The organism is Clostridium thailandense, assembly GCF_019207025.1.
Lineage (GTDB): Bacteria > Bacillota > Clostridia > Clostridiales > Clostridiaceae > Clostridium_AM > Clostridium_AM thailandense.
Genome location: NZ_JAEEGC010000082.1, coordinates 1 through 13,774, shown reverse-complemented (window position 1 = coordinate 13,774; position 13,774 = coordinate 1). Strand labels below are relative to the sequence as shown.

Sequence of the window (13,774 nt, the reverse complement as noted above, 5' to 3'; positions counted from 1 at the left end):
CACCCCCTTAAAGCAGCTATTGATCATTTTTTATTTCCACCGAAAGCATTTCTCTAAGTGCATCCCACATATCTTCTTTCTTTTTCATTGCTACAGATACAAAATTAGCTCGATTAACTTCATTTGAATATCTTTTCTTTATAGCGCTTGTATATCCATATGCCATAATTTCTGCATATCCAAATAAATTGCTGACATCACATAAAGCATTAGCTGCTTTAACTGCTCTATCATTATCTTCACTCCAGTTGTCTCCATCGCTTACATGAAAAGCATATATATTCCATATACTTGGGTTAAACTTTTCATTTATAAGTTCTAGTGCCTTATTATATCCGCTAGATATATAAGTTCCACCAGATTCAACCTTGTGAAAAAACTCGTTTTCTGTAACAACTTTAGCAGTAGTGGAGTGTGCTATAAACACAACCTCCACGTTTGAATACTTAGCTTTTACAAATTGATATAACATAAAGAAAAAGGACCTAGCTAAATATTTTTTATTTTGATCCATAGATGCTGAAGTATCCATTATACACATTATTACTGCGCTATATTCTCTTTTCTTTGTGGGCTTTACCCTGTAGTACCTTAAATCATCCTCTTTAAAAGGAAATCTTCCTATAAGTTCTTCTCCTTCTAAAGAATACTGATTCACTATCTCTTCATTCATTCCTCTCTTTTCAGAGCCCTCTTTAAGAGCTCTTTTCATCCCTTGTTTTCTCTTTAATTTTTCAACAACAGTTTTCTTTTTGGCAAGTCTTGGAGGAATCCCTCCCTTTTGATAACCACACTTTTTCTTTGATCCCTCCGACAATATCTCTGAAAATTTCTTTTTATTTAAATTAGGAAGATTTAAATCTTGAAATATATATTCCATAATCTCTTCTATAGTTATTTCTGTCTCATATATATCTTCCCCTTCTTCATTTCCTGCTCCCTTGCTTCCGCTTCCTTTGCCATCTTTCTCAGTGCCTATAACGTCTCCTCTTTTTTCTGAGCCATCTCCACTTCCTACACCTGGTGCATTCTTTCCATATATAAATTGATATTCCTTAAGTCCCTTAATAGGAATTTTTATCTTTTTATTTTTTGTCTGCCCTATTATACTTTCTTCTGACAGGATATCCACAAGATTTTTCTTTATAGAATCTTCTACAAGTTCCCTATGTCTTCTTTTATCTTCACTAGCCCTATCATGCCCTATAGGGTTGAATTCTCTGAATACTGCCATACTATCAATCCTTCCATAGATTATTAGCAGCATACTTCAGTATTACATCGCAACAGTGATCACAGTATCCATTTTTCTTCATTTCTTCTACCATAGAATTATATTTCTTATGCTGTTCCTTATCTCTTACTTTTGATTTTGTAATTATACGTGACATCTCTCTTACTGACGATGTTATCTTCTTTTCAATAGCTTCCTTCAAAGGTTCATAGGATGTATAATCTACATTTCCACCCTTTCTAATTAAGTAGAACATATAAGATGTAACATCTGATCTGAAGCCTTTAGCAGAACCTTCTGATATTCCAATTTGTTCTTCTATAGAACGCATGAATCCTTCATCTGGATCTAATTGTTCTCCTGTTGATCCATCCTTTATCTTAGTCTTATTTACATAGGCTTCTGCATGATCTAGATAATTGTTAAATAGACTTTCTGCTTGTTCTTTAAAGCTTTGTATAAATGCCTTAGTTATCTCTTTTTCAAGAACCTTATTATATTCTTTTCTTATATTATCCTGAATAAATCCAAGATATTTTTTCCTTAAATCATCAGCTACATCTAAATCTTTTATTGATTTGATGATACTCTCCATTACGCTTAATGGATTAATGCATTCATATTCTGAATCTGAAAGAGCATTATCTATAGCCTTAATTATAAATCTTGTAGAAATACCCTCCATGCCTTCTCTTATTCCAGCTTCTTCTCTAAGCTCCATGATATCTATCTTCTTAGTAGTGCCCTTTTCAACTATTTCTTCACCATTATAGATCTTTAATTTAGTTAAAAGGTCTACTTTATTTGATGGCGATAACCTACTTAATATAGCGAACATGGCTGCTACTTCTATAGTATGCGGTGCTATATGGGCTTTAAAATGACTCTTCTTTAATATCTTTTCATATATCTTTGTTTCTTCATTTAGCTCCATACAATATGGGACTTCAACTTTAACTATTCTATCTAGTATAGCTTCATTTGTATGATCTGATTTAAACTTAACCCACTCAGCTTCATTAGAGTGAGCTATTATAACACCATCAAAGTAAATCATCGATCCTTTTCCAGGCGATGGAATTGACTTTTCTTGAGTTGCAGTAATGATAGTATGAAGATACTCAACATCATTTTTAAATACTTCTATAAATTCAACTAATCCTCTGTTTCCTACATCAAAAGCTCCATTTAATGAGAATATACGAGGATCATCTTCTGGATATAAATCCATTTTTGAGATATCTACTGATCCAACTAAAACTGAAGTATCTTGGTTATTTGGATCAACCGGAGGTACTACTCCTATTCCTTTTCTTGACCTTATAGAAAATCCTGTTTTTACTACTGGGAAATTTTCATATTGCCCTTTAAATTCCTCTTTCAATCTGTTTCTACATATTGGACATAAATCTCCTTCTATCTTTACCCCTAAAGTTTCTTCAAAGTGTTTTCTTAAATGCTTTGGAATTAAATGGAGAGGATCTTCTCTCATAGGACATCCTTTTAAAGCATATATAGGTTCACTTTCCTCCAAAGATCTTTTTAGGACCTCTACTATTGAAGATTTTCCTGAACCTACAGGTCCTACTAGATAAAGCACCTGCCTTGATTCTTCACCATTCATAGCTGCTGAATAAAAATAGCTGGCTATTTTCATCAATGTTTTTTCGATTCCAAAGAAATCATTTTTAAAAAAATTATAAACCTTTATTGTTTCGTTTCCATATATTTTTCTTATCCTCAAGTTTTCTTCTGGTTTTAAAACTTCCACACCTGGATTTGTTATTAAATTATGCATCCTTCTATGTGCAAGCTTAGCAAGGTCTGGATTACTTTTTAAAATCTCCAAATAATCTAATAAAGTGCCTTCAAATTCATCTTTTTTTCTTTTCTCTCTATCCTGCTCTATTAACTGTTTAAAATTCATATCTTAACCTCCATATAAAGTGATAAAAGATAACTCACTATATAAGTTTTTTGATATACCTTTATTTAATATATCTTTGTAGTATTTATATTAAACTTCCTTATGTTTTAGAACAAAGTTAATTTTAGAAAATAGTTCAAATTAATTAAGGAGTGTTTTCAGCGAAAACACTCCTTAATTATTCAATATTATAGTTAAAACTCACTATATATGTAGTTAACTGCAGTATTGTCAGAAAAAAGAAAAACCAAAACTAATCCTAAAGCTATAACTCCACAATACAGAAATAATAAAATATTATTATTTTTTATTTTATTATTTATTCTCATGATAATATTTATCAATTGCTTCATCAATATATATCCATCCTTTCCATCCTAGATGCATAATATCTTTTAAAAAATACTTTTCATACTCATGGCCTGATAAATCAAGAATTTCAAAGCCATAACCTTGAACTAAATTTTTTATTTTTTTATAGCAAGTCTCTCTATTTTCTTTTGGGAATTGACAATAATCATACCATCTTCCATTAACAGGCACACTTACAAAAAGAGGTTTTATATTTTGACTCTTACATATCTCAAGTAACAACTTAAAATCTTCATATTCTGGTGAATTAGTATAAGATTCATTTTTATATGATCCTATATATTTATCCAAGTTGTCTTTTATATATTCATTATAGTAATCATTTGAAATATAAAAATCATTATTTGTAGTCTTAGTCTTCGCCAATGAGTTAGCTTTTTCCATCTCAGAACTCCAGTCATACACCGAAGTTTTAGGTTCAATATATTGTTTCTCTCCAGCTTTTTTATATTTTACCAATCTATCGTATGCAATTCTCTTGTCTCTAATACCAACTATATAAGACTTAAACTTATAGTATGGAGTTAGCATTCCAAGAGTAAACTTTGACGGTATATTATCATAAGTGTATAAATTTGCATATAAACTAACCATTAAATTATTTTTGTCCCCTCCAAGGAGTGACTTAACTCTTTTAGCATATGATAATTTTATAGATTTATTAATATCTTTATTAAACATAAAAGTATAAAATTGAAGCTCAGAAAAATTCATAAGAAACTCATTAGTACCTAAGCCTTTAGCGTTAAACCACTGAGGAGATATAATTATTACAAGTTTTTTATCCTTAAATTCTTTACTTAATGCTCCTATTCTAGCAGCATGAATAATACTTTGACAGTAACCTCGTCCAATTCCGTTAACCTGAAACCCATCAGCTTTGTCTGCAAAAATATTAATAGGATGCGTAGGAATTGTTCTATCTGCCAGTTCAGAAGATCCAATTAGCTGAAGATTGTCTTTTCTTTCTAAAGATTTCTTTTGAAGAATAAGTCCCTTCTCCTTTTCAGATAAGAGTTCATTTCCAAACTTATCATAATAGATGCTATTTATTTTTGTTGTGTAATAGTTATCTATTAAATATAAGGATGACAATGTCAAAATGGCAAAGGCTGCAAATACAGTTAGTATAATAGCTATCTTTTTCATTATGTTACCTCAAGGAAACATATTCAATGATTTTATTAGGTGTAGATATATCCTCTCTTTGTACCTCTGTTGGCTCAATTTTCACTCCAAGCTTTTCTTCTAATTCAATTAAAAGTTCTATAGTAGCAAGTGAGTCTAACAAACCTGATTCAAATAAATCTAAGTCTCTATCCTCTCTCACTTCATCAACGCCACATATTGACTCCAGTATATCTAATATCTTTTCTTCCATAGTTTTTTCCTCCAAATTTATAATTTATTTTTTAAATAAGTAACCAGAAAAAATTAAAAAACCAAAACATACAAGATTAAAAGTAACAAAAATAAAGAGTATACTCCAAGCCTCGCTTTTTTTGGCTTTTTTATACCATTTGCTTTTTCTTTCAATATAATCTGTACTAATAATTAATAATGCATGATATATTCCATATATCAAATAAAAAATTTGAGTCCCATGCCATATGCCCATAGTTCCCATAGTAATAAAATAGCCTATATAAGAAGCAGTAAACCTATTTTTAAACCTTTTTTTCTTTAATGCAGCCATGACAAATCTAGTATATAAAAAGTCCCTAAACCAAAAGGATAAAGACATATGCCATCTGTTCCAAAAATCTTTAATATCTTTACTAATAAAAGGCATATTAAAATTTTCCGGAGTAGCAATTCCTAAAATATAACTTGTTCCAATTGCCATTAAGCTATAGCCTGCAAAATCAAAGAATAGATAAAAGCTATAGGAATACATATAATTCAATGTATTCAGCAGAGTATGTGATGTAGGTATTTTATTCATCCAATAGTTTGAAATTAAAACACCTATTATGAACTTATAGGCAATTCCTGTAGAAAACTTCCATATTCCTTCTCTTAGGTAAGTTATGTATTCTTCTTTACTTAAAATCTTATCTATATCTTGCTCAAACCTTCTAGAGCGATCAATAGGCCCCGAACTTATAGTTGGAAAAAATAAAAGAAAATATGTAAAATCAAGTATTCCTATTTCTGTTATCAACCCATCGTATATCTCCAAAAGTATTTGAACTACTTTAAAGGTTAAATAAGAAATTCCTAAGAAACCAAGCTGCCTATTTACTATTATAATATTTCCCCATTTATCCAATATTAACGGTATAAGTGAACAAAATACTACTATCCATAAAATCCATCGCTGTCCATATGTTTTTCTCACAGTTAAATATGTTTTTATTAAAATTAATTCACCTATATAGAACAGCATTAACAATACAATTTGTTTTTTTGAATTACCAAATATAATTATTAATGCTATGATGTTAGCTATAATTCCATATCTTTTTAACGGTTTCCCATTAACACCTAAAATTATAGCTGGAATTAAAAGTAATAATAATATATAAAAGAATAATAATCCACTATACGGAATCATTTCGTCTCCTCCATTAATGCCTTTCTGTTAACTTTTCCGTTTATAGTCATCGGAAGTGATTCCACTATAGTAATTTTTCTAGGAATCATATAATCTGGTATAAACTTTTTTAATTCATTTTTAATTAACATAGCTATTTTGAATTCTTTCTCCCATGGACTTCTATTTAAAACAACTACTGCATTCAAATATTGAATTTTATCTTCTTTAATCGCAGGAATTACAACGCAGTTATTAATAAATTCTATATTTCTCAAATTATTTTCTATGTCCTCAAGTTCAATTCTATATCCATTTAATTTAATCTGAAAATCTATTCTTCCCGAATAATAAAGTAGTCCATGCTTTAAGTAACCTTCATCTCCAGTTTTGTAACATCTCTTCTCTGTTCCATTGATAAATTTTTTTGAAAAAGATTTTTCTGTTCTTTCATTATTATTATAATATCCTATACTTACGCTGTCTCCTATTATAATTATTTCTCCTCTTTCTCCTTCTGAAACCTCATTTCCATCTTCATCCACAATTATAATTCTACAATCTTCTTTAACCTTTCCAACTGGCAAAGGACAGATTTCTTTTGCAACTTCTTCAGTTACTTCAATGGAAGTGACTGCAACTGTAGCTTCTGTTGGTCCATACATATTTATAACCTTTGATTTGCTAAACTTCTCAAGAAGTCTTTCAGCGCAACTATTGGTAAGAGTTTCTCCACAAAATAAGAAAGTTTCAAGCTTAGGAAGCAGCTCCTCATTAAAGCTACTATCACCTAAGCACATTTCTGCAAAGGAAGGTGTAGATACCCATATATTTATATTCGAACTACTAAAACTTTCAAACAATAGTTTTAGATTTGATGTCATCGACTTATCTATACTAAATAAAGTAGAACCACTCCATAAGGAAAGGTACAAATCCATTACAGACAAATCAAAGGAAAAAGGAGCTTGATTCATAAATACATAGTTAAAATCATCTCTTAATGAACAAACTTTGGCAGCCCAATTAATAAAGCTTTCTAAACAAGAAAGAGTAATCTGTACCCCTTTAGGTTTTCCAGTACTTCCTGATGTATATATTATATAAAAAGTATCTTCCTTTCCTACAAAATACTTTTTATCAGGTTTATGAAGCTGATATTGCAAAAGTATTTCTTTAATTTGATTATAATTCTTTACGTTTACATCAGAAAACTTATAATCAAATTCTCCTACATTAAATATCATATTAGTTTGAGAACTATCTACTATATCCCTGACTCTCTCATAAGGAAAGGAAGTGTCAATAGGTATATATGCATGTCCAGCTTTCACACAAGCTAAAAAGCATATAAGCATTTCATGTTCCTTATGTCCATAAACAACTATTGGAGTCTTATCATCACCAAATTGATCAATAATATAGGAAGCAATAGCATCAGATTTTTCAATCAGCTCACCATATGTAATAGAACTATCTTTATAAACGTGCGCTATTTGTTCACATTTACAAATTTCATAACTACTTATTTTTTCAATTAAATTCATATAAATAATCCCCTTCAGTTTAATTCTATTTAGTATGTGATTGTCCTAATATTACAACATTAACCAATAATATATTATACTTTATTATTCGAGTATTTTCAAATAATGTAATTTTATATAAAGAAAAAGAACTAGTTATAACTACTAGTTCAAAAAAATTATATTAAATATAAGTAAAAAAGTACATTTATATTATTACCATTTATATTATTATTATACCAAGTAAGGAGAAGTTCAAAAATTTTTGAACTTCTCAGGCCTTTTTCTATCTAAAATACTTAACACCAGCTTCAAATAATTTTTGATCTTTATTTCCTGGAATATTCTTCAATACATCTTCCCCAAGTCTTTCTGAGTGTCCCATCTTTCCAAGTACCCTTCCATCAGGACTTGTTATACCTTCAATTGCACAGAAAGATCCATTAGGGTTAAATCTAATATCATAAGTTGGGTTACCATCAAAATCTACATATTGTGTAGCTATCTGTCCTTTTTCCATTAATTTCTTTACCATGCTGTCACTTGCCACAAATCTTCCTTCTCCATGGGATACAGGTATTGCATGCATGTCTCCAACCTTAACATTGCTGAACCAAGGTGAAAGATTAGATACAATCTTTGTATTTACAACATTTGAAATGTGACGACCTATTTTATTGTAAGTAAGTGTTGGGCAATTTTCATCTATATCTCTTATTTCACCAAATGGCACTAAACCAAGTTTGATAAGGGCCTGGAATCCGTTGCATATACCAAGCATAAGTCCATCTCTGTTCTTTAACAAATCCATTACAGCTTCTTTTATTTTTGGATTTCTAAATACAGTAGCAATAAATTTACCTGATCCATCTGGTTCATCTCCTGCACTAAATCCACCTGGAAGCATAACTATTTGAGAAGATTTTATAGCCTTTTCCATATAATCTACAGATTTTTCTATATCGCTACCAGTTAGATTCTTTAATACCATTACTTCTACATCTGCACCAGCTTTTTTAAATACTCTCTCTGAATCATATTCACAGTTAGTTCCTGGGAATACTGGTATAAACACCTTAGGTCTTGCTATTTTTATTGCTGGTGTTTTAACATGCTCTGAATTAAACTGCATTAGTTCTATTTTTTCATTTATCTTCTCTGTATTAGTAGGGAATATATTTTCTAATGGTTTTTCCCATGCATCTATCATATCATCAATATTAATTTGTAATTCATTTATACATATAACTGGAGTATTTATTGTTTTTCCTAGAATCTTATATTCTATTCCTTTTAAAGCTTCATCTAAGCTTATTTCTTTGCTAACTTCTAGTATTATTGACCCATACTGAGGTGTAAATAATTCTTCTTCAGTAGTTGTTTCATCAAAAGCTAAACCTATTTTATTACCAAAACTCATTTTGCTTACAGCTTCACAAATTCCACCCTTTTTAACAGTACTTGCAGCTATTACTTCACCTTTATTAATCATAGAAGTTACAGCTCCATAATTCTTTTTAAGAGCCTCAAAGTTTGGAAGATCATATTCATCTCTTAATAAAGGAATTATTATAACATTATTTCCTGCTGTCTTAAACTCAGGAGAAACTACTTTATCTACATTCCCTGCGTTAACTGCAAAGGATACTAAGGTTGGTGGTACATCCATATCTTTAAAACTTCCTGACATACTGTCTTTTCCACCTATTGCAGCAATACCAAGTTCTTTTTGAACATGAAGTGCTCCAAGTAGTGCCGCAAATGGTTTTCCCCATCTTGCAGGTTCATCATTTAGTCTCTCAAAATATTCTTGGAAAGTTAGTCTTACCTTACTTGCATCTCCACCACATGCTACAATCTTGGATACAGATTCCACAACAGCATACACAGCACCATGGAATGGACTCCATCTAGCAATTTCAGGATTATATCCATAGGTCATTATAGTTCCTGTTTTAGTTTCTTTATTTAATACTGGAAGTTTTGCTACCATTCCTTCTGGTGGAGTTAACTGATACTTACCTCCAAATGGCATAAATACAGTTCCTGCTCCAATACTGCTATCAAATCTTTCTACAAGACCTTTCTGACTGCATACATTTATATCCTTTAAAGTATTAAACCATTTATCCTTTAAGCTATCTATCTTTACATCAAATTTAAAATAGTTTTTATCTTCCTCTGGTGATTTTACCTTTACATCAGTCTTACTTCTTACTCCATTTGTGTCTAAAAACTCCCTGCTTAGGTTTACTATGGCATTTCCATTCCAATACATTTTTAATCTTCTACTGTCAGTTACCTTAGCAACTGTTGTAGCTTCAAGATTTTCGTCTTTTGCATATTGTATAAATTTTTCTTCATCTTCTTTTGCTACAACTACTGCCATACGTTCTTGAGATTCTGATATAGCAAGTTCTGTTCCATCTAAACCTTCATATTTTTTAGGAACTAAATCTAAATTTATATCTAATCCTTCTGTAAGTTCACCTATTGCTACTGATACTCCACCAGCACCAAAGTCATTACATCTTTTGATCATAGTACTTACTTCTTCTTTTCTAAACAATCTTTGAATTTTTCTCTCTTGAACAGCATTTCCTTTTTGTACTTCGGAACCACAGTTTAAAATTGAACTTTCTGTATGTTGTTTAGAAGAACCTGTAGCACCACCACAGCCGTCTCTTCCTGTTCTTCCACCTACTAATATTATTACATCTGTTGGAACAGGCTGAATTCTAACAACATTTTTCATTGGTGCTGCTCCAATTACAGCTCCAATTTCCATTCTTTTAGCCACATATCCTTCATCATATATTTCTGTTACCTGTCCTGTAGCCAATCCAATTTGATTTCCATAGGAACTGTATCCATGAGCTGCTCCTGTTGTTATCTTCTTTTGAGGAAGCTTTCCTTGAAGGGTATCCTCTATTTTAGTTCTTGGATCCCCACTTCCTGTAACTCTCATAGCTTGGTATACATAAGACCTTCCTGAAAGCGGATCACGTATAGCACCACCAAGACAAGTTGCAGCCCCACCAAAAGGCTCAATTTCTGTTGGGTGATTATGAGTCTCATTTTTAAACATTACAAGCCACTTTTCAATTTGACCATCTATCTCTGCATCCACAACTATGCTGCAGGCATTTATTTCTTCTGATTGATCTAAATCTTCAAGCATACCTTTATCTCTAAGTTCTTTCATACCTATAACCGCTATATCCATAAGGCACATAGGCTTATCTTTACCTTCATAAAGGCTATTTCTAGTATTAACATATTCTTCATAGGCTTTTTTAATCGGAACTGCTAATCTTCCTTCTTCTATCTCTACATTATCTATTTCTGTCATAAAGGTAGTATGTCTGCAGTGATCTGACCAATATGTGTCTATCACTTTAATTTCTGTAACTGTTGGATTTCTTTTTTCTGTATCTTTAAAATATTTTTGACAAAACTTTAAATCGTTAAAGCTCATAGCAAAGCCTTCTCTATTTAAAAAAGCATTAAGGTTAGTATCATCCATTTCTATAAATCCATCTATGACTTCAACTTTATCTGGTATATTTAGCTGCATCTCTAAACTCTTTGGCTTTTCCAATAGAGCTTCTCTTGAATCTACAGTGTTTATACAATAACTTTTTATTTTGTTAAACTCTTCTTCTGATATGTTGCCTTGTATTACATATACCTTAGCAGATAGAACGTTCGGTTTTTCACTTTGGGTGAGTATTTGAATACATTGAGATGCGGAATCTGCCCTCTGATCATATTGGCCTGGAAGGTATTCTACAGCAAAAATTTTATCCTGCTCATTGATAATTAATTCTTCTTCATAAACACTATCAACAGTTCTCTCTGAAAATATAGTACTTTTGGATTTTTCATACTCTTCATCTGAAATTCCTGATATATCATAACGATTAATAGCTCTTATACCTGTTAATCCTTTAATGTTCAAACTTTCCTTTAAATCTCTAAATAAACTTTTAGCCTCAACATCGAAGCCAGCCTTTTTCTCTACATACAATCTTCTAACGTTACTCTTCATTTCCATTTCTCCTTACTCTAAGAAATTTTACGAACATTTTTCATTTAACTCAAAACATAATTCGTGTTTATTATATCATAAATTTATTACTTAACCAACACCAAATTTATAAATATATATCTATTTTTTAATATTAAAGGCAATATTAATATCAGTTACAATTAAACTCTGATATTAATATTGCCTATATTTCCAATTTAACTATTAAATTTTCTAATCATAAGTATTTCTTTAGCATTCTTACCTAAGTTATGAACATTGTGATATAAGGATTTATCTCTAGATACTATTCCTTTGACAACATGTCCACTTATGGTTTTAACCTCTGTTTCTTCTCCTAATTCACAATTTCTTAAGCAGCATCCCCTAATATATATTTTAGTAAGTTCACTTCCACTATGATGATTTATTTTCTCAACCTCAATCCAAGTCCCACTTTGTATCATTTAATACGCCCCACTTTCTTATCCTAAAATTTAAAGTTTATAAAATTATATGCGGTATGCTTTTCAAATATTATTTATATTTCGTTGAAAATGGGAACAATACTCATATAGAATTTATACACCTAAATATTATTATAAACAAAGTTTCAACAATTTAGCTCTATATTCTAGAAGCAAAGGAGGAATCTTGCTAATGGCTAGCAATAACAAGAAAAATAAAGCCAGTTTATTTTTTGTTTTTGTAACTATAATCTGAATTGCTTTTGTACTAGTGGAACTAGTATCAATATCACTGGCTGCCTTTGGTTCATAGAAATTTGAAGCAGAAAGCCTTCAAAAACTCATATACTGTAACTTTCACTTTATGTTATAATACCTATGTAACTTTGATATAAGGGGAATGTGGTATATGGATTTTAATAGAATAGTAAATGTAGCTACACACGCTGGCAAAATAATGCTAGAAAGTGGAGCTGAAATATATAGGGTTGAAGAAACAATGCTAAGGATTTGTAATGCTTGGGATATCCACAATGCGGACACCTTCGTAACTCCAACTGTACTAATGATATCTATTCCAACTAAATATGGTGAACCCATATCTATAATTAAGAGAATAAAAAAAAGAACTGTTAACTTAGAAAAAATATCTCAAGTTAATGATATTTCTAGACACATACAAAACAAAGGACTGACTTTAGAAATGATCGAAGATAGATTATCTGAAATTGAATCCTCTAAAGCTTACAGCAACAGATTAAATATACTACTTTCTGGTGTTGCAGCAGGATTTTTCACATTAGTTTTTAATGGAAACTTAAGAGATTTTCTAGTTGCACTTTTTATAGGCTGCGGCATTAGAATTATTTCATTAGTTTTAAGTAATCTTGATGCAAATGATTTTTTTATTAATATACTTTGCGGTTCTTTCACTGCCTTAACAGCTTTAGCATTAACACATTTAGGCATAAGCTCGCACTCAGATAAAATAATAATAGGATCAATTATGCTCCTTGTGCCCGGACTCGCCATAACCAATGCAATAAGAGATACTATATCTGGCGATTTACTTTCTGGTATAACTCGCGGTATAGAAGCTTTCCTAATTGCTGTTGGTATTGCTTTAGGTACAGGAGTTGTATTAAAGTTTTGGATTAGTTATTTTGGAGGTGTTGGCCTGTGATTATAAGCTCAATATATACACTTATTTCTACACTATGCTTTGGTATAATATTTAATATAAAAGGTAAAAACTTAATATTTGCAGCATTAGGTGGTGGTTTTAGCTGGTATATTTACTTACTTACTTCAGCTCATCACTCTAATTACAGTATTTTACCTTTTTTTATTACTTCAGTAATAGTTTCAATATACTCGGAAATAATGGCTCGTATTCTAAAAACTCCTGTAACTACTTTTGTAATATGTGCTATAATTCCACTGGTTCCTGGTGGTGGTATGTATAATACTATGTTCCAGTTTATACAAGGAAATACAAATGAATCTTTAAACTTAGGTTTACAAACCTTATCTATTGCGGGCGCCGTAGCCATCGGAGTATTCTTTGTCTCCTCTACTTCTAAGCTAATTGCTTTAATTAGAAGGAATTTTAAAGCAAAAGTTGGAAGTATATTTAATGATTAGTATGGAGAAACACGGCCGAAAGTTGACTTATACGCAGG

10 protein-coding genes are annotated in these 13,774 nt (G+C 30.8%); 2 read left to right on the top strand and 8 right to left on the bottom strand.

Translation table 11 applies throughout. The features are described from left to right. Nucleotides 1-16: 16 nt before the first annotated feature. The 8 genes from yhbH to I6U48_RS16180 form a co-directional block, all read right to left on the bottom strand. A complete protein-coding gene (gene yhbH / locus I6U48_RS16215) occupies nucleotides 17-1,234 on the bottom strand; it encodes a sporulation protein YhbH (protein ID WP_218321513.1) in 1,218 nt (405 codons plus the stop codon). A gap of 4 nt (nucleotides 1,235-1,238) precedes the next feature. Continuing rightward, nucleotides 1,239-3,161 (bottom strand): PrkA family serine protein kinase, encoded by a 1,923-nt coding sequence (locus tag I6U48_RS16210; protein WP_218321512.1) that lies wholly within the window; start codon nucleotides 3,159-3,161, stop codon nucleotides 1,239-1,241. 315 nt (nucleotides 3,162-3,476) lie between these two features. Next, on the bottom strand, nucleotides 3,477-4,682 hold the full coding sequence (gene dltD / locus I6U48_RS16205; RefSeq protein ID WP_218321511.1) for a D-alanyl-lipoteichoic acid biosynthesis protein DltD: 1,206 nt from the start codon (nucleotides 4,680-4,682) through the stop codon (nucleotides 3,477-3,479). 4 nt (nucleotides 4,683-4,686) lie between these two features. Continuing rightward, nucleotides 4,687-4,914 carry a D-alanine--poly(phosphoribitol) ligase subunit DltC gene (gene dltC, locus I6U48_RS16200; protein WP_218321510.1) on the bottom strand — a complete coding sequence of 76 codons (228 nt, stop codon included), beginning with the start codon at nucleotides 4,912-4,914 and terminating at the stop codon, nucleotides 4,687-4,689. Between the two features lie 24 nt (nucleotides 4,915-4,938). Next, nucleotides 4,939-6,090, bottom strand: a complete 1,152-nt coding sequence (gene dltB, locus I6U48_RS16195; RefSeq protein WP_218321509.1) for a D-alanyl-lipoteichoic acid biosynthesis protein DltB — start codon at nucleotides 6,088-6,090, stop codon at nucleotides 4,939-4,941. Further along, entirely contained in the window at nucleotides 6,087-7,616 is a 1,530-nt protein-coding gene (gene dltA / locus I6U48_RS16190; RefSeq protein ID WP_218321508.1) for a D-alanine--poly(phosphoribitol) ligase subunit DltA, read from the bottom strand. The genes dltB and dltA overlap by 4 nt, the downstream gene beginning before the upstream one ends. A 265-nt stretch (nucleotides 7,617-7,881) precedes the next feature. Next, on the bottom strand, nucleotides 7,882-11,646 hold the full coding sequence (locus tag I6U48_RS16185) for a phosphoribosylformylglycinamidine synthase (protein ID WP_218321507.1): 3,765 nt from the start codon (nucleotides 11,644-11,646) through the stop codon (nucleotides 7,882-7,884). 197 nt (nucleotides 11,647-11,843) lie between these two features. Next, the gene (locus I6U48_RS16180; protein WP_218321506.1) at nucleotides 11,844-12,092 is read right to left on the bottom strand and encodes a hypothetical protein; all 249 of its coding nucleotides are present in this window, start codon (nucleotides 12,090-12,092) and stop codon (nucleotides 11,844-11,846) included. A 409-nt stretch (nucleotides 12,093-12,501) separates the two neighbouring features. On the opposite strand from I6U48_RS16180, the gene I6U48_RS16175 reads away from it, so the two are divergent. Beyond that, nucleotides 12,502-13,275 carry a threonine/serine exporter family protein gene (locus I6U48_RS16175; RefSeq protein WP_218321505.1) on the top strand — a complete coding sequence of 258 codons (774 nt, stop codon included), beginning with the start codon at nucleotides 12,502-12,504 and terminating at the stop codon, nucleotides 13,273-13,275. After that, nucleotides 13,272-13,736 carry a threonine/serine exporter family protein gene (locus I6U48_RS16170; protein ID WP_218321504.1) on the top strand — a complete coding sequence of 155 codons (465 nt, stop codon included), beginning with the start codon at nucleotides 13,272-13,274 and terminating at the stop codon, nucleotides 13,734-13,736. The genes I6U48_RS16175 and I6U48_RS16170 overlap by 4 nt, the downstream gene beginning before the upstream one ends. Nucleotides 13,737-13,774: the final 38 nt, after the last annotated feature.